Genomic DNA, 22,058 nt, shown 5'->3' with positions numbered 1-22,058 from the left:
CATACATAAGGTGATGCATACAATGACAGAAACGATTCGTAAACCATGGTTGTTCATTTTAACGATTGGACTTGGAACACTGCTCAATCCGTTAAACTCATCGATGATTTCAGTGGCATTAACACGATTACAGAATGAATTTACATTAACCTTCGCGGATGCTTCCTGGCTAATTTCTATCTTTTACCTCGCAAGCGCAGCCGGGCAGCCTGTCATGGGCAAATTGAGTGATATGTTTGGTCCGAAAAAGCTGTTTATGGCCGGGCTCATTATCGTAGCAGCCGCATCGATATTAGCTTCCTTTTCACCAAACTACCCGTTTTTATTGGGTTGCCGTGCCTTGCAGGCGATTGGGAGTTCCACTTTATTCCCCAGCGGCATGAGTATGGTTCGGACACATATTACAAAAGGACAAGGAAAAGCATTGGCTGTATTATCGATCTTTGCTTCCACATCTGCCGCTTTCGGTCCTTCTATTGGCGGATTTTTAGTCGCTTCTTGGGATTGGCATTCCATTTTCCTGATTAATTTTCCGTTTATTATTTTATCCTTTTTACTGGCTCTTTTTATTTTACCGAATACAGGACAAGGAGAATTTGAAGCAAAACGGATTGATTTCAGCGGTATCCTTCTTTTTATTATCGCGATTGTAGGATTAATTCTGTTCTTGCTTTCGCTGGATCAGAATATTCGCTGGTGGGCATTGTTGCTCTTTTTATCTGCTGCTGTCGGCTTTTACTTTTTCGAGCTTAAGCAGGAAGAACCCTTTATTGATGTCAAAGGGTTAACGAAAAATCGCTATGTTTCTTTTATTTACTTACAATTCATGAGTATTAACCTGATACATTATTGTTTCTTTTTTGGGTTTCCAACTTATCTGCAGCAGGTTCGTGAATATAGCGAGCAGCATACGGGCGTAATTATGTTGTCCCTGGCAGGATTCGGTGTCATTGTTTCGCCCTTAGCCGGCCGTCTGATTGATAAATACGGTTCTAAACTGCCGATGGTCATCGGTGCTTTCTTGCTTTTAGGCGGTACCGGTCTGCTATTAACATATAATGATGGCTCTCCTTTGATCTGGCTGGTTATTATTATGGCTGTCCTTGGCATGAGTAACGGCTTTAATAATATCTCTGCACAAACAGCACTTTATGAACATGTGGACCCAGAGGATACGGGATCCGCTTCCGGATTATTTCAAACCAGCCGCTATTTGGGTTCAATTTTATCCTCCAGCCTCCTTGGTTTAACATTTAATCGTCATTTAGATACAGAGCACCTGCATCTCGTTGCAATGGTTTGTTTTGTCTTTTGTATAGTTGTTGTGGCTCTGGCGTTTAAGCTTCCGGGGAAATTGCGGGGTAAAGACGCATAGGAAAAACAGCAATCCTCTATTTTAAAATAATGGAGGATTGCTGTTTTTAACCTTATCTGCTTCATTCACAGCGAATGTGCAGGCTTCTTTCTTTAATCATTCTGCTTAGGAAGTAATTGATAAAAATAGTAATATGCCAATTTTAAATGCACTTCCTCTGATATCTTTTGATTTCTTTTCCTTGTTTTTTGGTGACACTACGAACGTTACGAGACTTGAATAAACCTGCACTTTGTGTATAATGGAAATTAACTTCATTATATGAGAATGTTTTCTAGGGTTCCGCAATACAAATTGGTCTGGTCCGAGAGAAAACTCACAGCCTGAGCTGTGCCACGGAAGGATAAAAGCCTGGGAGAGACTGTTTATACAGTTATCTCTCAGGTTTTTTTGTTTTTTATTGGAAAGAATAAACGCGGAGGTGTTATCTACATGAATATGGTGTGGTTACAAGTAATTATCGCAGCAGTTATTGAAGTTTTTTGGGTAATCGGGCTAAAGCATGCCGATGATTTTTGGACTTGGACAGGAACAATTATCGCGATCATTCTTAGTTTCTATTTAATGATCATGGCTGGGAAGAAGCTTCCTGTTGGAACGGTTTATGCTGTTTTTGTCGGACTGGGAACAGCAGGAACAACGTTTGCAGATATTGCTTTCTTCGGCGAGCCGTTTCAGTTTATAAAGATTCTTTTGATCGCCATTTTATTAGCCGGTGTTATTGGTTTGAAGTTAGTAACGAAAGACAAAGAGACAGAAGGAGCTGAATCGTAATGGCCTGGACTTCATTAATTATCGCTGGATTATTCGAAGTAGTTGGTGTAACGATGATAAACAAGCTGCATAAAGATCGTAATTGGCAGGCATTGGTCTTACTCGTTCTTGGTTTTGGAGCCAGCTTCTTTTTCCTTTCGTACGCTATGGAAACATTGCCTATGGGGACTGCTTATGCGGTATGGACTGGTATCGGCGCCTCTGGGGGGGCAATAGCAGGAATGCTTTTTTATAATGAACCAAAGGAATGGAAGCGAATGGTGTGTATCGCCATGGTTTTAGGAGCGGCTGTCGGGTTAAAATTATTTTCGTAATGCATCTCTAAAAAATAATTTTCACTGCTTATATCAATTTATTGGTTATTAAATCTATATTCAAACTAAAATAATGCAGCCTCACTGCTTGCTCAAATATCAAAGAAGGAAGTAGTGAGGCTTTCGTTTTATCAACAAATTTAAAACCAATTAAATTTGTTGATACACCTCCCTTTTTTGATTAACTTCTTTCTCCCTTTTTTCCTGTCTTCTAAAGTGAATAAAAGAAATTGAACAAGCCAGAAAGCATGTCCCCGCTAAAAAAATAAATGCATGCTTCATGGATAAATGCTCATAAATACTCCCGCTAATTATTGGAAAAATTGTCATTCCCAGCGCATAGACAGCTTGAAAGAAGCCCATTGCAGTAGAACGCTTTTGGTCAGGAATCGACTGCATAGCACTGGAGGTCAGGAGAGAGAACAAAATTCCAGTACCTAATCCCGGTATCAGTTGTAAAAGGCAAACAAGCAAGATAGAATTTGTCTGGGGAACCAGTACACAGTAAATGCCGAGGAAGAGAAAGCTGAAACAAATCCATAACTTCATAGACATCATTGCCAGGAATTTAGTCGAAGCCAATCTGGCAAAAACGACTGCTGACAGCATATAAATAATAGACGACATACCAATAACTAGATTGGAGCCGCCCAGCTCCTGAACAATCTGGTTTGTAAAGGACATGGTGGTAGACATTTGCACACCCTGCTGCACTAATGCCAAGAAGGAAAAAAGAACTAAGCTTTTATTTGCAGTCACCTTTATTAATTCCCTGAAGGAAACGTTATTTGTGTGATGAGATGGTTTGGTTGATTGAAGAAAGAAAGCGAGTACAAAACCAATCAGTCCTGCAGCTAAACTGAAGGCACAAATCATCATCATGCCGACTTTATCATAGAGAAGCGTACTGGTTACAAAACCAAGCAGCATGCCGGCATTGTTAGCCATAATAATTCTGCTGGTGGCGCGTATCTGATCCTTTTGGTTAAAAAAGCTCATATAAAGAATCATAAAAGAAATCCAGGTGGCGCTTGCAGTTCCTGATAAAATATTCCCAAGGAAAAAGCCAATATCATCCGGCAGTAAAATCCTGCTTAGCGAGGCGCCGCCCGCAAATAAAGATCCAAGTATGATAAACAGCTTGTGATTGCTGCTAAGATCAGCCAAAATACCTACTGGCAGCCGGAGCATAAGCTGTGAAATGCCATATGCACCAATAATCATACCTACCAGATTACTAGAAATATTTACCATAATTAAGTAGGTCGTTTGATAGGGAATGTAAACATATTGCGCGAACCAGAAACAGACAACAACCCATAAAATTAACGATGCCTGCTTTTTTTGTGCATTATTCATCTTTTCATTACTCCTTCTATTTTCCAGTGAAATGTTGGGGAATTAGGTTTACGCAGCATATAATCAGGCCTTTTTCTCCTGTTTTTTAGCGGTTTCCCGATTCGTTTCCCCTGCTTTTCTAACTGCTTTAAAACAAAGATTTTTCAGTACAATCTCTATTTTCAAAGTTCTAATGCAGTATCATATCCTAAGATTAAAATTTGCACAAGCATCATTTATTTCTTCATTTTTTCCAGAAAAAAAGATTTAAAAATCGCTTGCATCGAAAATGAAAGCGTGTTAGTATATTTGCAAAGCTTCATACTGGAATACATTTGACGTGTTACTGATAATGCAGGCAAGATCAAGTGTACACTTTAATAATCATGGGAAAGCTGTGTTTTCCCCTTGAGATTATTTGTGTGCGTTTGGTCTTTTTTTGTGTCAATATGTGTTCTTCATATTTTATCCGTTGGCCAGTGGATTAATTTTTAGCGAGGGAGAAATAACATGAACTATCAACAGGTGGCACAGGACATTTTAAACAACGTGGGTGGAAAGGAAAACGTTTCTGGATTAACCCACTGCTATACACGTTTGCGTTTTACGTTATATGACACAAAAAAAGCAAACAAGGCGAATTTAGAAAAGATGGACGAGGTTATCTCGGTTGTCGAGAATAGCGGGCAGTATCAGGTTGTGATTGGAAATAAGGTGGCGGAAGTACATGATCAAATTCAACTTCTTCTGGGTGATTTAAATAAAGCGGAAAATAAAGAAGAGAATAAAGGGTCTATCGGAAGCCGAATCTTAAATACATTTACATCCATATTTATTCCGATTATCCCGGCAATTGCTGCATCCGGCATGCTGAAAGGAATTCTGGCTCTTGCGGTTATGATCGCAGCTTATTATTGGAATGTGGATATTAAAGAATACAATACGTACCGGATATTAGATGCCACCTCCAATGCTTTATTTTACTTCTTCCCGATTATGATTGGTTATGTAGCGGCGAAAGTATTTAAGGCAAATGAATTAATTGCAATGGTACTGGCAGCAACGCTATGCTACCCGGATCTGGTTGATTTAATGACAAGCGGTTCAGCCGTTACGTTTTTAGGAGTTAATGTCACATTAGCAGACTACACCTCAACGGTTATCCCGATCATTATTGCTGTATTTATCATGGCATATGTTCAGCGCTTTTTTGAACGCATCACCCCCGAGGTTTTAAAAATTATTATGGTGCCAACCTTCACGCTATTAGTGATGGTACCAGCGACATTAATTATTTTTGGACCTATCGGCATTCACTTAGGTAACTTCATCAATTGGCTATACTATATCATTATGGATATCAGTCCAACCTTATTAGGTGCTTTTATTGGCGGAATCTGGTGTGTGCTTGTTATATTCGGTGCTCACAAAGCCATTCTGCCAATTGGAATTAATGATGTGGCACAAACTGGTCAGCAGAATCTTTTAGCATTTGCAGGTGCTGCTAACTTTTCTCAGGCAGGAGCTGCTGCAGGTGTATTTTTAAAAACGAGAAATAAGAAATTAAAAACGTTATCTGCAACGGCAACCGTAACAGCACTTTTCGGAATTACCGAGCCAGCCATTTACGGGGTTAATCTTCGTCTGAAAAAACCGATGATTTATGCAGTAATCAGCGGAGCGATAGGCGGCGGTCTGATGGGCTGGGGCGGATCCTATGGCACAGCCTTTGCCAACCAGGGTTTTTTAACCATCCCGGTCTATATTGAAGCAGGGACAAAAGCATTCTTATGTTATATTATTGGTATTGCGATTGCCTTCTTTGGGGCTGCAGCGATGACGATGTTATTTGGTTTTAAGGATATTCCTGAAGAAGAGGATGCTTCGGATGAAGGCCTTGGAGACAGCGAGGAGGAAGCTCCAAGGACAGGAACAGACACAGAAGTAACTATTCCTTCGCCAGTCCAGGGAAAGCTGATTCCATTATCTGAAGTAAAAGATGAAGTTTTCTCATCAGGCGCATTAGGAGAAGGAGCAGCAGTTTATCCAACAACCGGTGAAGTGGCAGCGCCAGCCGACTGTAAAGTATCTGTTCTCTACCCGACATTGCACGCTATCGGGCTGCAGCTGGAAAATGGCGCTGAATTATTAATTCATATCGGCTTTAATACCGTGGAATTAAATGGAGATGGATTTGAAGCCCATGTGAGCGCCGGTGATGAGATACGCAAAGGGACCAAAATTGTCTCGTTTAATATAGAAGAAATTGAAGCAAAAGGCTATGATCTCACCACCCCAATGGTTGTCACCAATTCTTCGCAGTTGCAAGGTGTTTTCATTGTAGAAAGCAATACGGATAGAACTGTTTGATAAAAAATAATTAAATAATATATAGGAGTGACGATAATGAAAAATTATTTCAGCAAAGATTTCTGGTGGGGAGCCTCCTCCTCCGCCTTCCAAATTGAAGGAGCATGGGACAAAGATGGCAAAGGTAAAACGGTAGCGGATTACAATGCATTCCAAAAATCAGATGTACAAGCAGATACCAGAGTTGCCAGTGATTTCTACCATAACTATAAAGAAGATATTCTTTTAATGAAGGAACTTGGTTTAAAAGCTTACCGTTTCTCTATTTCCTGGGCGAGAATTATTCCAGATGGAGATGGAGAAGTGAATCAAAAGGGGATTGATTTCTACAACAATGTGATTGATTTCTTATTAGAGAATGATATTATTCCATTTGTGACGCTGTACCACTTTGATCTGCCATTTGCTCTGGTTGAAAAGTACAATGGCTGGGAAAGCCGTGATTGTGCTTTTGCTTTTGAAAAGTATGCAAAAACCTGTTTTGAAGCTTTCGGCGATCGTGTAAAGCATTGGCAGGTGCATAATGAACAAAATCTAATGATTCGTGTTAATATTCGCATGAATATGTATGATGTGCCAAGTGAACAGGCTGAAAAAGTGAGAGCACAAATGGATTATCATATGTTTCTAGCGCATGCGCTTGCTACGAACGCTTGCCGTGAAATGCTTCCAGATGGACAAATCGGACCGGCTGTATCCTCCACCATGACATATCCAAGCTCCAATCGGCCGGAAGATGTGTGGGCAGCCAGAATGAACGATAATTTCAAAACCAATTATGCCTTAGAAATGTATTGTTTCGGAGAGTATCCGGGATACTATAAAGAATATCTGAAGAAATGTGATATTTATCCAGAAACACAGCCAGAGGACGAAGAAATTCTCAAAGCATCAAAGCCGGATTATATCGCCGTAAACTATTACCGTACGCTGGTAGCCAGCTATCTGCCTGCCGATGATGCTCATCCATTCGGAACAAAGGAAAATGATATTGATTTCGACTTATATGGATACTTTAAAATTGAAAAGAACCCAAATCTCGAAGTAACAGATTATGGGATTCAAGTAGATCCAACCGGCTTAAGACTTTTACTAAATGATTATTATGAAAAGTATCGTTTACCGATGATTATCACAGAAAACGGCTTAGGAACTGGCGATCAGCTAACAGAAGATGGTAAAATACATGATGATTACCGGATTGAATACTTAAAAGATCATATTGCCGCATGTAATGATGCCATTTCAGATGGTGTCGAGCTGTTTGGGTATTCCCCATGGTCTGTAATGGACTTGCTAAGCTCCCGTCAAGGCTTTATGAAGCGTTATGGTCTGGTTTATATAGACAGAGAAGATTTTGATCTCAAAGAATTGCGTCGAATTAAGAAGGACAGTTTTTACTGGTATCAAGATGTTATTAAAAACAATGGATTAAATTAATCAGCAAAGGAATAGGAACGTAGCCATGCAGATCGTAAAAGTGATGAACAATTCCTTAGTATTAGCAATCAATGATTCAGGAAATGAATACATCTTAATGGGCAAGGGAATCGGATATAAGAAATCAATTGGCTGCCAGATTCAAGATTCTGAAATAGAGAAAACATTTATCCTAAAAGACAAAACCATTTTGAAGAACTTTATACAGCTGGCAAGTGAGCTGGATGATAGGTATTTTAATCTTGTAAAAGAAATCATTGAATTTGCCACAAAAGAATACGATATGGAAGTGATGGATTATTTATACCTGTCACTGTCTGACCATATTTCTTTTGTTGTCCGCAGATTTCATGAAGGAAACCTTGGAGAGAAATTTACCTATGTGGAGGTTGTGAAATATTATCCAAAGGAATATGCAGTTGGCAGATTCGCCGTAAACCTGATCAATCAAACAATGGGAATAGATCTTCCTGAAAGTGAAGCCTCTGCCATTGGAATGCATTTTGTCAATGCACGTTTAAATTCAGAATCCTATCATGAGGAAGCGCAAATTGCCAAGCTGATCGATCATATTGAAGCAATCGTTCAAAGAAAAGCGAATGCCCATTTCGATAAAGCAAGCCTTTCTTATACAAGATTTATTACGCATCTAAAGTTTTTTGCTGAGAGAATCATCAAAAATCAAATTTTTAAAGACACCGATACTGACATCCTGTTTGATCAATTGAGCCAATCAATGCAGCTGGAGAATAAGATTATTGAAAGCATTACACATTTTGTAAGACAAAAATATGCGATTGATCTGACTAGGCAGGAGAAGCTTTACTTAATCATTCATATTAATCGGATACTAAGAGATGATCCCAATAAATCATAACTGCTGTTATTAAAATCTCCTCGAGGCTTCTGCCTTGAGGAGATTTTAATATTATGGGATGAATATTAACAGGTATCGAGAACCCTTTTCTTGAATTTAACTATTTATAAATTCCCCTAAATTCATGCTAAAATCGCCTTTAACACCAGCTTATACTTATCCTTATTTACTTTACACACACTTATTTTTTACAATGGCAATGATTCCGCTCGTAACTTCTTTAATTGCCTCTATTCCCACTCTTTCCTCATCCGTGTGTGCATAAATCGAATTTCCTGGACCGAAATACAATGTATCTGTCGCATATTTAGCAAGCGTACCGCCTTCTCCCCAGCCTCCAAATACGTCAACTTTTAGTTTTCTATCCAGCTCTTTCTCAAGTATCGCCTTAAGTTGAAGAAATTTTTCTGAACTGCTATCTATTTCCATCGGCGTGCAATCCACTAAGATGTTCGTTTGATAACGGAATGCCGGATAAGTATCCTTTAGCCTTTTGGCTACAATATCAATTTCTTCTTGAAAATCATTTATGGTTTCATTGGGCAAGTATCTTTTATCAATCACAATCCTGCAATTCGCTGGTACACTATTCGCTTGTTTACCAGCTTCTATCACCCCAACATTCATTTTTGCTTCCCCTAACAGCGGATGGGAATTCTTTTTGAATTTTTCCTCTGTATACTTTTGAAATGCCTGTATAAATGCAGATGCCATGTAGATTGCATTTTCACCGAGCTCAGGCATGCTGGAATGAGCGCTTTTACCAATAAATTCTACTTCTATCCAAGCATTACCCTTTTGCGCAACCATCAGGGCTTGATCCGTTGGTTCAGATATAACACCCAAATCACAGCTTGGCAACAAGCCTCTTTCAAAAGCGGATACGGTTTGCTGTGCGTATGTCTCCTCATCCGTAGAATACATTAAGTAAACATTGCCTTTAACCTGATGGTCACAGGCATACTTAAATGCAGCGTAATTGCTTGCACTTCCTGCCTTCATATCACATGAGCCGCGGCCATATATTTCACCATCTTTTTCAATTGGGTTTAAGGGGTCTTGTAGTCCATCTAAAGATACGGTATCCAGATGCCCTTGCAATAATAAATGATACCCTTCTCCATTTTTATGATGTGCGATCAAATATGGATTTTCCGTATGGCCATCTACTATTTGAATCTCTGCGTCAGTCTCTTCTTTAATTTTATGATACATAAACGCTATTATTTTCTGTTTTCCTTCTACGGAAAAGGATTCCATGCGAATAAATTCCTTTGTTAATTCAACAGCTACGTCCTCGTACACCCTTATCCCTCCTATCCTTTTTATATTACAGGTAAATGCACCTTATATTTTCAGCTTATTATTTTTATAATCTGTTTTAATAGCTTTTACTGCTGACCAAATCAGAATAACATTAACAAAAAATAATGGCACGCCAAATAAGGAGGTCATCGATTGCATGATGCCTAATATATTCAGCTCTTCCACCGCATTTTCTAAATATAGTATGGTCACAGGCAATACCATAAAAATACATCCCCATAGTACTTTAAACCATTTATTCGGTTCCTCATTTACTTGCAGATTTTTAGATGTAATCATTGCTACCATTGTTGATACACTCGTTGCACTGGTCGCAAGGTTAAAAAAGACTAATACGATAAATACAATGATTGCTACCGTTGAAACAGGCATCGTTTTTAGTACAGCAAGGGTAGCTGCATTATTGCCCTCTGTTACTGCAATCTCTGAGAAATTCGCAATATTATTTACTTCTAATCCCATACCGTAATTCCCTAATATACCAAATGACAACCAGCAGGCTAACGGTAAACAGACGGTAACCCCTATTGCTATCTGTCTAAATGTTCTTCCATAAGATATTCTTGCTACCCATAAACCGATAGAAATGGATAAACTTAAATACCACGCCCAATAAAAGATTGTCCAATTCTGAATAAACCCTGTCTGGGCAACTGCATCCGTATAAAAACTCATCTTAACAAAGTTTGTAATATTCGTACCTACAGCCATCACAACATTATTTAAAATAAATGACTTCGGGCCTACGATAAAGACAAACAAGAAAAACGCAAGCGCTAAATAAATATTAAAATTACTTATTTTCGCCATACCTTTAGCAATTGATTTTGATGTAGCGGCAATAAAAAATGCGCAAAATGCAAAGATAATCGTAATTCTTAATGTAAGTGTATTATCTACGTTAAATAAGTCACCAATAAGCTCTCCTATAACAGAAGTTCCAAGTCCTACAGTTATTAATAAACCACCTACAAAACAAAATGTTACGACTCCATCAATGATGAGCTTGAAGAAGGAATTTTTCGTCTTTTCTTTACCCAGTACTTCCGAGCATGCTTCTGAAATTTTCATGGATTTACCCTTACGATTCCAGAGCATATACCCAATTGCTAACGATGCCGGCAAGTAAAATGCAGAGGCTGAAAAACCCCAGTGGAACATCCCATAGGCAGATGCCATTTCATATGCTTCCACAGATCTGGGCTCTATCCCAAATGGAGTAGATTCGACATAAAACATCCACTCTACAATACCGAAAATAAGTATTCCTGCGGCTAATGCAGAAGTAATAATCATTGATATCCAAGTAAAACCTTTATAATGAGGTTTCGCATCTTCTCCGCCTAATCGGATATTTCCGTATTTTGAAATTATTATAAATATAACAAATATCGTACATCCAAATCCGATTAACAAAAATGCCCATGCAAAATCTGTTGTCATCATATGAAAAAAATCATTAATTATCTTGGATGTTCCATCTGGCCAAAATACAATGGGCACGACAACACACATTAACAAGGTAATCGTTAAAGCTATTAATTTAATATCTACCTTCTTACTCAAAAGCAATTCCTCCATATTTTCTTCGTTATGTTACAGGAAGACTCTCTAAAAAAGACTAACCCTAGAAGACAATCATTTTCTGTAATTGTTTGTCGTTAAACAATTCTTATAAGCTCTAAGCGTATACCTCTATTCTGGGATCATTACTGTGTCTCATCACTATATAGTTAGATACAGATAATAAAAAGATATCCTCCTTATTATGCGGTTGAGCTTAATCCGCATTATGTAAAAATCATTCAGCCGGATGATAAGCATTAAATCTATTTTTCATTGTGAAAAATAACATTAATTGACGTTATTCAGCTGCTTTTATATAAAAACGCCCATTTGGAGAAATTGTCCAAATGGGCGTAACTCTTGATATAGTTGGTTATTAACGTTTTGAGAACTGAGGAGCACGACGGGCTTTCTTAAGACCGTATTTCTTACGCTCTTTCGCTCTAGGATCACGTGTAAGAAATCCTTCTGTTTTTAATGAAGCACGGTATTCTGGATCTGCTTGCAGTAAAGCACGTGCGATTCCGTGACGGATTGCACCTGCTTGACCAGTAAATCCTCCGCCATGTACATTTACAAGAACATCATATGTTCCTTGAGTTTCTGTAGTAGCAAGCGGCTGGTTCAAGATTAAAAGTTGTGTTTCATATGGAAAATAGTCTCTAGCATCGCGACCATTGATTGTAACGTTTCCTGTACCTGGTACTAGACGTACGCGGGCAGTTGACTTTTTACGGCGACCTGTGCCATAGTATTGTACTTGTGCCAATTCATTTACCTCCCTTTAATTATCCGCGAAGTTCGTAAACTTCTGGTTTTTGAGCTTGATGGCTATGCTCAGCGCCTCTGTATACGTGCAATTTCTTCTTCATTTTACGTCCTAAAGGTCCTTTTGGAAGCATTCCTTTGATTGCAACTTCAAGCATTTCTTCAGGATATTTTGTACGCATTTCGTATGCGTTACGTGCTCTTAATCCACCTGGATGCTGGGAATGATTATAGTACATTTTGTCATTCATTTTGTTTCCAGATAGTTCAATTTTGTCTGCATTGATGATAATTACATAATCACCTGTGTCTGCATGTGGTGTGTACGTAGGTTTATGTTTACCGCGTAAGATAGCAGCTACTTCGCTTGCTAAACGTCCTAAACGTTGTCCTTCCGCATCCACAACCAACCATTTGCGTTCGATGTTCGCTTCATTTGCCATGAAAGTTGTGCGCATGATTTTTTCCCTCCATATATCGTTCATTCTTTATTCTTCGTAATCATATTTTTATTCTTAACATAATTAGATTCCGGGGCTAATCATGGTTTAGAAATAAAATGCCATATATCATCTTATACTTTTCCAAACCAAAAGTCAAGCCTCGTATGAAAGTAATTGAAAAAATTCTTCTCTTTTTTGTGTCTATTCTTTTAATCTCCGGAATCCTTCTCTTTTTTGTGTCTATTCTTTTAATCTCCGGAATCCTTCTCTTTTTCCTGCTCATGATAGCTTACTTCCCATAAATACAGTCCATTCGGTGAAATCGTCTTTCCCAGCTGGCCTCTCTCTTTTGCAGCTAAGAGGGCTGGTATTTCCTCTGGACGCCGCTTGCCAATTCCCACGTCCAAAAGTGCACTGACCATTATCCGCACCATATTGTATAAAAATCCACTTCCACGGAAAACAAATTCAATATCGTCTTCTTTCTTCCTGCAGGATGCATGGAACAATGTACGTATTTTAGAGCCTTTTACAGACGACTTTGCAGAAGAAAAGGTGGTAAAGTCATGTGTCCCCTCTAAATGCTTACAGGCAGCTTGTATGGCTTCTATATCAAGACATTTAGGAAAGTGCAATGCATAGTTCCGGCGAAATACATCGGGGTCTTCCCGGTTCAAGACGACATAATGATATTCTTTCTGCTTAACACTGTAGCGGGCGTGAAAGGCATCATTCACTCTCTCCACATGCACTATCCGGACATCATCCGGCAGAAGTGTATTCATAGCTTGTTTCCAGTTCCGTTCAGGTATCGTTAAAGGGGTATCAAAATGAATAACCTGTCCGACTGCATGGACACCTGTATCGGTTCGACCCGAGGCCTGGATACGTATCGTTTCCCCTTTATGGATTTTAGCTAAGACTTTTTCCAGCGCCCCCTGAACAGTCCGGTGATCAGGCTGTACCTGAAAACCCGCAAATCCTGAACCATCATAAGTAATGGTGCATTTTATCCGTTCCATTTACACAGTCCCTTTCCTTTCCTTACTGTCTTAATACAAACAAGGCCGCCAGCATTAGTACAAAAGCAATCAATACCAGAATATCCTTTGTACCTACGTGCAATTCACGGAGCTTGCTTCTCCCTTCCCCGCCTTGATAACCGCGCGCTTCCATCGCCATTGCCAGGTCCTCGGCCCGTTTAAATGCACTCACAAACAAAGGAACCAATAAAGGAATAACTGCCATAATCCGATCCTTCACCGGACCTGTACGAAAATCAACACCGCGTGCCGCCTGCGCCCGGGATATTTTATCTGTTTCCTGCATCAATGTCGGAATAAACCGCAGAGAAATAGACATCATCAACGCCAGCTCATGAACAGGAAACTTAATTTTTTTCAATGGGTGAAGCATTTCCTCCATGGCATCCGTTATTTCAATCGGTGTGGTTGTCAACGTTAATAAAGAAGTCGTCAGGATAAGCAGGAAAAAGCGTAAGGAAATCGCAAAGCCTTGGATGATCCCCCCGCTGTAAATCTTAAAAAATCCCCAATCGACTACGACATTTCCTTCGTTTGTAATAATCAGATGCAGAATAAATGTGAAAATAATTAAAAACCAGACGGGCAGCAATCCTTTTAATATAAACTGTAACGGTACTTTGGAATTCAGTACACAAAGCAAAGAAAAAGCAGTTAATAGACTGTACGTCGGTACATTGTTTGCAAAAAAGACAACAATCACAAAGAAAAACACAACTGTGATTTTGGTTCTTGGGTCTAACCGGTGGATAAAGGAGTTTCCAGGAACATACTGACCAATAATTAATGCATTATTCATCCGATTCCACCTCCAGCTGCCTTTTTATCTCATTTGCTAATTCCTGCAAGGTTTGGTGCTGATAGTTTAAAGAAGTACCGAATCGTTCATTATACTGATTCAGAAAATGAATGACCTCCGGCGTATCTAATTGGACCTCCTGCAGCTTGTCTGTTTGTTTAAATACCTCAAGCGGCGGACCTTCCATATATTTTTGACCGCCATTTAAAATAATCACTTTATCCGCATAAGCGAGCGCATCCTCCATGCTATGTGTTACCAATACCGTCGTCAGTTGGCGCTCCTGATGCAGCTGATAAAACATATCCATGATTTCACGCTGTCCGCGCGGATCCAGTCCGGCAGTCGGCTCGTCCAATACAAGCACTTCTGGAGCCATCGCTAAGACGCCTGCAATGGCCACACGCCGCTTCTGTCCGCCGCTTAAATCAAACGGAGAACGCTCTAATATTTCTGCTGGCAGCCCGACGGCAGGGAGAAGCCGATCTATTCTGCGGTCAATTTCCTCCTGCTCCACATCAAAATTTTTCGGACCAAAAGCAATATCCTTCGCAACGGTTTCTTCAAATAGCTGATGCTCCGGATATTGAAACACCACACCAACTTTTCTTCTTAAATCACGGATATTCTTAGGCTTTCCTTCTGAACTCAGCAGGAAATCACCAATCGTTATCTCTCCCCTGCTCGGCAGGCTTAAACCATTTAAATGCTGGATGAGTGTTGATTTCCCAGAGCCTGTATGACCAATCACAGCAACAAACGAACCATCTTCTACTGTGAAAGAAATGTCTTCAAGGGCTTTGTGGGCAAAGGGACTATTCTCTTGATAAATATAACTTACATCTTTGAATTGAATTTCCATAATTCCTCCAACAACTCTTCGTGGTTTAATGCTGCTTCTTTTAATTCGACGCCCTGCTTCATCAGCTCATCAGTTAATTGTGCAACAAAGGGCACGTCCAAGCCAATTTCACGCAAGCTTTCCCGCTGCAGGAATAACTCTCTTGGTGTGGTTTCTTCCCAGATTTCTCCCTTATTCATCACAATCACACGATCTGCTTGAACAATCTCCTGCAAGTCATGTGTAATGGTAATCAGAGAAAGTCCTTCTGATTCCTGAATATCATTCACGGTATGCATAATTTCTTTTCTGCCTGTCGGATCAAGCATCGCCGTTGCCTCATCTAAAATCAATACTTTTGGAGCAATCGCTAAGACGCTGGCAATCGCCACTCGCTGTTTTTGCCCGCCAGACAGCCGGTGGGGTTCAGTGATTAAATAATCCTGCATACGAACGGCAGATAAGGTGCGCTGGATTCTCTCTCTCATCTCTTCTCTGGGGATTCCTCTGTTTTCCATTCCAAATGCCACATCATCTTGAACGGTTGCCCCAACAAATTGATTATCTGGATTTTGAAAGACCATCCCTACGTCTTTACGTATATCCCAGACGGTATCATCATCTACTTTTTGACCATCGACAACGATTTCCCCGTCTTTTGGCATTAATAATCCATTAAGCAGCTTGGCGATGGTTGATTTTCCAGAGCCATTGTGTCCAATAATCGCAACCCATTCGCCTTCATAAATCTCAAAGGAGACCTGATTTAACACAAGCGCTCCCTCTTCCTCATATTGAAAGGAAACATTCTTAAACTCTACTAGCTTTTTTCTGTCCATCCAGACACCCCCTTCTCCTATTGTTTATTATGTAATTTGTTTTTTCTATTATGGTTATTATTTTACCCATACCATCTGATGAAAGAAAGTATTTGTTCAAAAACTCTGGCTAATGAAGTTTGATAGCAGTTCTAGCCAACGCTCCAGAAATACACTACGCTTTCCTGTGGGCTTGTCCTCAGCCTCCTTTAAAGAAGACTTGCTGATTGGCAAACCGTCAGGCGTAGACAGAAGCAAAGTCGCGCTTATGCCCCGCAGGTAGAAAAGAAAACCGCTTTTCTGCGGGGGCTTCACACTGCGCATTCCCACGGGAGTCTCCGTGTATTTCTTCCGCTGGGTATTGACTAAAGTATTATTTAAGTTCTCTTTATCACTCAAAACTATAGCAATATTTGCAGATTTCTTTAAAGAAAAAATAAATTTATTAGCTAATTAATGGACCTAAACCAGAATTAATGATTAAGATTAAAGATAAAATATGGATTAAAACTATCTAGCGAAGGAAAAACACGGAGACTCCTATGGGAAAGCGCAATGGTTTTCGGTGGGGCGAGTAATCGCAGTCCCAGTGGGAAGACCCCGCAGGAAAAAAGTGATCTTCTTTTTTTCGAGGAGGCTGAGCGCAAGCCCATGGAAAGCGTAGTGTTTTTCCGTAGCGGTCACCACTATCAAATTTACCTCTAATTTCTCAATCATATATTTTGGTCAAGAGCCATTAATAATCATTTTCCAATACAAAAAAAGGGCTTGGATAACCTCTGAGAGAGATTGAGTCCTGCCCCTTGCCGTTTGTAGTAATTAAACCAACTCAATGATTGCCATTTTAGCGCCATCGCCTTGGCGTTCACCAAGTTTAAGAACGCGTGTATATCCACCTTGTCTATCTTCATAGCGCGCAGCAACATCATCAAATAGTTTTTGAATTACATTATTTTCTTCATCCGCTTCTTTGTTGTATAAAAATGCTGCAGCTTGACGGCGTGCATGTAAATCCCCACGCTTACCAAGAGTAATCATTTTATCTACAATCGATCTTAACTCTTTCGCTTTTGCTTCTGTTGTTTCAATGCGTTCATGAATGATTACATCAGCTGCAAGGTTGCGAAGAAGAGCCATACGACTATCTGTTGAACGTCCTAATTTTCTAGCCACGGACTATCCCTCCCTTTTTTGAAACTAGTCAGGTGACTGTTATATCAGTCATCATCTCGAAGACCTAATCCTAGATCCTCTAATTTTACTTTTACTTCTTCTAATGATTTACGTCCTAAATTACGAACCTTCATCATATCTTCTTCAGATTTATTTGCAAGCTCTTGTACAGTGTTGATGCCAGCACGTTTCAAACAGTTGTAAGAACGAACAGAAAGATCAAGCTCTTCAATAGTCATTTCCATTACTTTTTCTTTTTGATCTTCTTCTTTTTCAACCATAATTTCTACGTTCTGTGCTTCATCTGTCAAGCCGACAAAAATATTCAAATGCTCCGTAATGATTTTTGCACCTAGAGAAACTGCTTCTTCCGGGCGAATACTACCGTCAGTCGAAACATCCAATGTCAGTTTATCATAATTAGCGATTTGACCTACACGTGTGTTCTCTACTTGATACGTAACACGTGATACTGGTGTAAAAATGGAATCAATTGGAATGACACCAATTGGCTGATCATCAAAATTGTTTTCATCTGCCGGGCGATACCCGCGGCCTCTTTCAGCAGTTAACTTCATATGAAGGTTAGCTTTACTGTTTAATGTCGCAATATGAAGATCTGGGTTCATCACTTCCACATCACTATCATATGTTAAGTCTGCAGCAGTTACTGCTCCTTCTCCCTGAACATCAATTTCTAATGTCTTCGGTTCATCAGAGTAGATTTTAAGTGCAAGCTTTTTCAAATTAAGAATGATAGTAGTAACGTCCTCCACAACCCCATCAATCGTTGAAAATTCATGCAGTGCTCCATCGATATGAACAGTTGTTACAGCAGCACCTGGTAGTGAGGATAGTAAGATACGACGCAAGGAGTTTCCAAGTGTGGCACCATATCCACGTTCTAGCGGTTCAACTACAAATTTACCAAACATAGCATCATCGCTAATTTCAATCGTTTCAATTTTTGGCTTTTCTATCTCGATCATTTAACAAACCCTCCTTTAAAACGTCGAAACCCCGGCTAGACAACAAAGTCTAACCGAAATTCCTCAAATAGGCAGTTGGCGTTTCTGCTCTACCTAATAATCTTTTGTACAAACTGTCTTTGGAATCTGTTTATCTACACATGTAGATAACCGTATGTTTTATCAACCAGTATGACCAAGTTGATAAAATTCTATACGGTTAAATTAAACACGACGACGTTTTGGCGGGCGGCAACCATTATGAGGAACTGGAGTTACGTCAACAATTGCAGTAACTTCTAATCCAGCAGCCTGTAAAGAACGGATTGCAGCTTCACGACCAGCGCCAGGTCCTTTAACAGTAACTTCTAATGTTTTCATGCCGTTTTCGGTTGCAGACTTCGCAGCTGTTTCAGCAGCCATTTGTGCAGCAAACGGAGTTGATTTTTTAGATCCTTTAAAACCTAGAGCACCAGCAGAGCTCCAGCCGATAGCATTACCTTGTGTATCCGTGATTGTAACAATTGTATTGTTAAAAGTAGAACGGATATGAGCAATACCAGATTCTATATTCTTTTTCACACGACGTTTACGCGTATTTGTTTTACGTGCCATTTGTAAGCTTACCTCCTTACATTACTTTTTCTTGTTAGCCATTGTCTTACGTGGGCCTTTACGTGTACGAGAGTTATTCTTTGTCTTCTGTCCGCGAACTGGTAATCCGCGACGATGACGAATACCTCTGTAAGCACCGATTTCGATCAAACGTTTGATGTTCAAGGATACTTCACGACGAAGATCTCCTTCTGTAGTGTAGCTATCAATCGCTTGACGGATTCTTGTTAATTCGTCTTCCGTTAAATCACGGACACGAGTATCTTCAGAAACGCCTGCTTCTTTAAGGACTTCCTGTGCAGTAGTTTTTCCAATACCATAAACATATGTTAAGGAAATTACTACTCTTTTATCACGTGGAATATCAATACCTGCAATACGTGCCATAGAATGCTAGCACCTCCTATTTTTTAGCCTTGTTTTTGTTTGTGTTTTGGATTTTCACAAATTACCATTACTTTACCTTTGCGTTTGATGACTTTGCATTTCTCGCAAATTGGTTTTACAGATGCTCTTACCTTCATCATCATTACCTCCTTTTAGATCGGAGCTCGTTTATTTATAACGGTACGTAATTCGTCCTTTGGTTAAATCATACGGAGAAAGCTCAACCGTAACTTTATCGCCCGGTAAAATGCGGATAAAGTGCATACGGATTTTACCAGATACATGCGCCAATACGGTATGGCCGTTTTCAAGCTCCACTTTAAACATCGCATTTGGCAATGTATCTGTCACTGTACCTTCTACTTCAATAACATCGTCTTTCGCCATTGTGTGTGATCTCCCTTCTTCAAATCAGTTACAACCTTATCTTAATCTAGGATAAAGCTTTCGTTTCCTTTCGTGATAAGCCAGACTTGATATACTGCTCGCTTATCTTCCGGGAAACATTGAACGTACATCTGGCGCTCTATCATCAGAAGATGATTTATAAACGCACTGCTTGCTTCTTCCATTGGCCAGCGTAGGACAACCGGCCGTTCACAACCGAGATATCAATTGTACTGACCTGAATCACTATCCTGCATCATACGTACAAATTGACCCTAGCTTTTAGAAAATCAATTTGGTAACGTATATCAGCTCTCACCATCACCTAGGCAATTGTTTATTTTATATCAAAAGGTTGATGAACCAATTTTTTATCGCGTTTGATAAAAGCATTACACATTATCTCACCTATTATAACTCGCAGACCTAAGTTTTGCACCTATTCTGTCTGCTAAAAGGGGTGACTTATTTATCCAAAATGGATTCTATATCGGAGAAGACATCGTTAATATCACGATCGCCGTCCACCTTCAAAAGATATCCTTTTTCTTGATAAAAATCAAGTAATGGCTGTGTTTGCTCTACGTTAACGGCTAACCGTTTTTTCACCGTTTCAGGTTGATCATCATCTCGCTGAATTAACTGGGAGCCATCTTTATCACAAATACCTTCTGTTTTAGGAGGGTTATAAACAACGTGATAAGTTGTTCCGCAAGTCGGACAAATTCTCCGTCCAGTTAAACGCTCTACCAATTTTTCTTCTGGTACATCCACATGTATACAATAGTCGATGGTTCTATTCAAATCAGCTGTCAATTCTTCAAGTGCTTCCGCTTGAGCAATTGTGCGCGGGAATCCATCTAATAGGAAACCTTCTTTACAATCATCCTTTGCTAAGCGCTCTTTGACAATACCGATGGTTACTTCATCTGGAACAAGATTCCCTTGGTCCATATATTCCTTTGCTTTCTTGCCAAGATCCGTACCTTCTTTAATCGCCAGTCGGAACATATCCCCAGTTGAAATGTGAGGGATGTTATATTTTTCTTCGATTTTCTCGGCCTGGGTACCTTTGCCGGCACCAGGTAGCCCCATTAAGATTAAATTCATTGTTTCCCCTCGCTTTTGTAGGCAGGAAATTTACTTAATAAACCCTTTATAATGTCGCTTTACAAGCTGACCTTCTAATTGCTTCATGGTTGTTAATGCAACCCCGACAACGATGATCAAGCTCGTACCGCCGATTTGAACTGTCTGCGGCAGATTTGCAAGGCCTCCCAGGATAATTGGGAATACAGAAACAGCTGCTAAGAATAACGCACCCACAAAGGTCAATCTGCGAATAACCCTTGTTAAATACTCCTCTGTATTGTGCCCCGGACGAATACCAGGGATGTAGCCGCCTTGTCTTTGCAAGTTCTCTGACATTTGTTCTGGATTGACCTGAACAAATGTATAGAAATAGGAGAAAGCAATAATCAGTGCAACATAGATTACCATACCTACAGGTTGTGTGTAATCAAAAACGTACGTTACGATATTTGCTACCCTGTTTCCTTCAAAAAATCCAGCAATGGTCGTAGGAGCAATCATAAAGGCAATCGCAAAAATAACTGGAATTACCCCGGCTGCATTTACCTTGATCGGCAGATGCGTTGACTGTCCGCCTACTGGTGTACGATTAACCAGCTTTTTCGCATACTGTACTGGAATTTTCCGCAATGCTTCGTTTACGAAAATGATTCCAACCGTCACAGCGATAACCACTAGCACAATTAACGTTACAATAACGATATTGATAAACAATTCACTTCCCGGATTCGAGAAATATTGATTGTATATTTGGCCAGCGCCATTCGGAATAGCAGCAACGATACCAGCAAAGATAATGATAGAAATACCATTACCTACGCCGTGCGCAGTAATCTGTTCACCTAACCACATAAGAAAAGCTGTTCCACCTGTTAATACGATAGCAATCGTTAAGAATTTGATGACGCCAGGATCCTGAATCAGTAATCCGCCTGCCATGGCATTAAAGCCGATGGACATAGCAATTGCCTGAACAAATGCTATACCAATCGCCGCATAACGTGTGACCTGAGCGATTTTCTTCCGACCCATTTCTCCTTGCTTCTTCCATTCAGCAAACTTCGGAACAACATCCATTTGCAACAGCTGCATGATAATTGACGCGGTGATGTAAGGCATAATCCCCATTGCAAAAATAGAGAAGTTTTCTAACGCCCCACCACCAAAGGTATTGATGAAACCAAACATATTCTGCTGGTCCATCATAAACCCAATTGCCGATTGATCAGTAAATGGCACGGTAATAAACGTACCAATACGGAATATAATAAGCATTAGCAGTGTAAATATAATTTTATTTCTTATATCTTTCACACGTAAAAAATTGGAGAGTGTCTGAAACAA

The 22,058-nt window shown here is 39.8% G+C and carries 23 protein-coding genes and 1 riboswitch; of the genes, 6 read left to right on the top strand and 17 right to left on the bottom strand.

Annotated elements, in window-relative coordinates:
* Positions 1 to 22: 22 nt before the first annotated feature.
* The 3 genes from MKY65_RS00910 to MKY65_RS00900 all read left to right on the top strand — a co-directional run bounded on the left by MKY65_RS00910 (position 23) and on the right by MKY65_RS00900 (position 2,463).
* Complete coding sequence (locus tag MKY65_RS00910; RefSeq protein WP_339181451.1) at positions 23 to 1,375, top strand: MFS transporter; 1,353 nt, start codon at positions 23 to 25, stop codon at positions 1,373 to 1,375.
* Positions 1,376 to 1,638: 263 nt separating this feature from the next.
* A riboswitch (guanidine-I (ykkC/yxkD leader) is annotated at positions 1,639 to 1,735 on the top strand.
* Between the two features lie 72 nt (positions 1,736 to 1,807).
* On the top strand, positions 1,808 to 2,149 hold the full coding sequence (locus MKY65_RS00905; RefSeq protein WP_042530862.1) for a multidrug efflux SMR transporter: 342 nt from the start codon (positions 1,808 to 1,810) through the stop codon (positions 2,147 to 2,149).
* Positions 2,149 to 2,463 carry a multidrug efflux SMR transporter gene (locus tag MKY65_RS00900; protein WP_042530860.1) on the top strand — a complete coding sequence of 105 codons (315 nt, stop codon included), beginning with the start codon at positions 2,149 to 2,151 and terminating at the stop codon, positions 2,461 to 2,463. Before MKY65_RS00905 ends, MKY65_RS00900 begins: the two co-directional genes overlap by 1 nt.
* 150 nt (positions 2,464 to 2,613) lie before the next feature.
* Here the strand turns inward: MKY65_RS00900 and MKY65_RS00895 are convergent, their stop codons facing one another.
* Positions 2,614 to 3,822 carry an MFS transporter gene (locus MKY65_RS00895; RefSeq protein ID WP_339181449.1) on the bottom strand — a complete coding sequence of 403 codons (1,209 nt, stop codon included), beginning with the start codon at positions 3,820 to 3,822 and terminating at the stop codon, positions 2,614 to 2,616.
* Between the two features lie 489 nt (positions 3,823 to 4,311).
* Here MKY65_RS00895 and MKY65_RS00890 point away from each other — a divergent pair, with 489 nt between their 5' ends.
* Genes MKY65_RS00890 through MKY65_RS00880 form a run of 3 tightly spaced genes read left to right on the top strand, consistent with a single transcriptional unit; the run spans position 4,312 to position 8,488 of the window.
* The gene (locus tag MKY65_RS00890) at positions 4,312 to 6,171 is read left to right on the top strand and encodes a beta-glucoside-specific PTS transporter subunit IIABC (RefSeq protein WP_339181447.1); all 1,860 of its coding nucleotides are present in this window, start codon (positions 4,312 to 4,314) and stop codon (positions 6,169 to 6,171) included.
* A gap of 36 nt (positions 6,172 to 6,207) precedes the next feature.
* Positions 6,208 to 7,611, top strand: a complete 1,404-nt coding sequence (locus tag MKY65_RS00885; RefSeq protein WP_256705484.1) for a glycoside hydrolase family 1 protein — start codon at positions 6,208 to 6,210, stop codon at positions 7,609 to 7,611.
* Positions 7,612 to 7,636: 25 nt separating this feature from the next.
* Positions 7,637 to 8,488 (top strand): PRD domain-containing protein, encoded by an 852-nt coding sequence (locus MKY65_RS00880; RefSeq protein WP_339181445.1) that lies wholly within the window; start codon positions 7,637 to 7,639, stop codon positions 8,486 to 8,488.
* Positions 8,489 to 8,659: 171 nt separating this feature from the next.
* On the opposite strand, the gene MKY65_RS00875 is transcribed toward MKY65_RS00880, so the two are convergent.
* From MKY65_RS00875 to secY, 16 genes are all read right to left on the bottom strand, one after another.
* Positions 8,660 to 9,793 carry a M20/M25/M40 family metallo-hydrolase gene (locus tag MKY65_RS00875; protein ID WP_339181442.1) on the bottom strand — a complete coding sequence of 378 codons (1,134 nt, stop codon included), beginning with the start codon at positions 9,791 to 9,793 and terminating at the stop codon, positions 8,660 to 8,662.
* Between the two features lie 42 nt (positions 9,794 to 9,835).
* A complete protein-coding gene (locus MKY65_RS00870) occupies positions 9,836 to 11,380 on the bottom strand; it encodes a BCCT family transporter (protein WP_339181441.1) in 1,545 nt (514 codons plus the stop codon).
* A gap of 376 nt (positions 11,381 to 11,756) precedes the next feature.
* Positions 11,757 to 12,149: a 30S ribosomal protein S9 gene (gene rpsI / locus MKY65_RS00865; RefSeq protein WP_042530842.1), complete on the bottom strand. Its 393-nt coding sequence runs from the start codon at positions 12,147 to 12,149 to the stop codon at positions 11,757 to 11,759.
* A 19-nt stretch (positions 12,150 to 12,168) separates the two neighbouring features.
* A complete protein-coding gene (gene rplM, locus MKY65_RS00860; RefSeq protein ID WP_339181438.1) occupies positions 12,169 to 12,606 on the bottom strand; it encodes a 50S ribosomal protein L13 in 438 nt (145 codons plus the stop codon).
* A gap of 233 nt (positions 12,607 to 12,839) precedes the next feature.
* A complete protein-coding gene (gene truA, locus MKY65_RS00855) occupies positions 12,840 to 13,613 on the bottom strand; it encodes a tRNA pseudouridine(38-40) synthase TruA (RefSeq protein WP_339181436.1) in 774 nt (257 codons plus the stop codon).
* A 22-nt stretch (positions 13,614 to 13,635) separates the two neighbouring features.
* Positions 13,636 to 14,433 carry an energy-coupling factor transporter transmembrane protein EcfT gene (locus MKY65_RS00850; protein WP_193064176.1) on the bottom strand — a complete coding sequence of 266 codons (798 nt, stop codon included), beginning with the start codon at positions 14,431 to 14,433 and terminating at the stop codon, positions 13,636 to 13,638.
* Positions 14,426 to 15,295, bottom strand: a complete 870-nt coding sequence (locus MKY65_RS00845; RefSeq protein ID WP_339181434.1) for an energy-coupling factor ABC transporter ATP-binding protein — start codon at positions 15,293 to 15,295, stop codon at positions 14,426 to 14,428. Before MKY65_RS00845 ends, MKY65_RS00850 begins: the two co-directional genes overlap by 8 nt.
* Entirely contained in the window at positions 15,271 to 16,113 is an 843-nt protein-coding gene (locus MKY65_RS00840; RefSeq protein WP_042530833.1) for an energy-coupling factor ABC transporter ATP-binding protein, read from the bottom strand. Before MKY65_RS00840 ends, MKY65_RS00845 begins: the two co-directional genes overlap by 25 nt.
* Positions 16,114 to 16,911: 798 nt before the next feature.
* Positions 16,912 to 17,265: a 50S ribosomal protein L17 gene (gene rplQ / locus MKY65_RS00835; RefSeq protein ID WP_042530831.1), complete on the bottom strand. Its 354-nt coding sequence runs from the start codon at positions 17,263 to 17,265 to the stop codon at positions 16,912 to 16,914.
* Positions 17,266 to 17,309: 44 nt separating this feature from the next.
* The gene (locus MKY65_RS00830; RefSeq protein ID WP_042530829.1) at positions 17,310 to 18,254 is read right to left on the bottom strand and encodes a DNA-directed RNA polymerase subunit alpha; all 945 of its coding nucleotides are present in this window, start codon (positions 18,252 to 18,254) and stop codon (positions 17,310 to 17,312) included.
* A gap of 204 nt (positions 18,255 to 18,458) precedes the next feature.
* Positions 18,459 to 18,848 (bottom strand): 30S ribosomal protein S11, encoded by a 390-nt coding sequence (rpsK, locus tag MKY65_RS00825; RefSeq protein WP_042530827.1) that lies wholly within the window; start codon positions 18,846 to 18,848, stop codon positions 18,459 to 18,461.
* 21 nt (positions 18,849 to 18,869) lie between these two features.
* The gene (gene rpsM / locus MKY65_RS00820) at positions 18,870 to 19,235 is read right to left on the bottom strand and encodes a 30S ribosomal protein S13 (RefSeq protein ID WP_042530825.1); all 366 of its coding nucleotides are present in this window, start codon (positions 19,233 to 19,235) and stop codon (positions 18,870 to 18,872) included.
* 23 nt (positions 19,236 to 19,258) lie between these two features.
* Positions 19,259 to 19,372, bottom strand: coding sequence for a 50S ribosomal protein L36 (gene rpmJ / locus MKY65_RS00815; RefSeq protein ID WP_010095733.1), 114 nt, complete (start codon positions 19,370 to 19,372; stop codon positions 19,259 to 19,261).
* Between the two features lie 31 nt (positions 19,373 to 19,403).
* Positions 19,404 to 19,622, bottom strand: a complete 219-nt coding sequence (infA, locus tag MKY65_RS00810) for a translation initiation factor IF-1 (protein ID WP_040985051.1) — start codon at positions 19,620 to 19,622, stop codon at positions 19,404 to 19,406.
* Positions 19,623 to 20,087: 465 nt separating this feature from the next.
* Complete coding sequence (locus MKY65_RS00805) at positions 20,088 to 20,732, bottom strand: adenylate kinase (RefSeq protein WP_042530822.1); 645 nt, start codon at positions 20,730 to 20,732, stop codon at positions 20,088 to 20,090.
* A gap of 30 nt (positions 20,733 to 20,762) precedes the next feature.
* Entirely contained in the window at positions 20,763 to 22,058 is a 1,296-nt protein-coding gene (gene secY, locus MKY65_RS00800) for a preprotein translocase subunit SecY (protein ID WP_339181430.1), read from the bottom strand.

Source organism: Oceanobacillus sp. FSL W7-1293, from assembly GCF_037969815.1.
Taxonomy (GTDB): domain Bacteria; phylum Bacillota; class Bacilli; order Bacillales; family Amphibacillaceae; genus Oceanobacillus; species Oceanobacillus oncorhynchi.
This window is presented reverse-complemented; position numbering and strand designations above follow the sequence as displayed.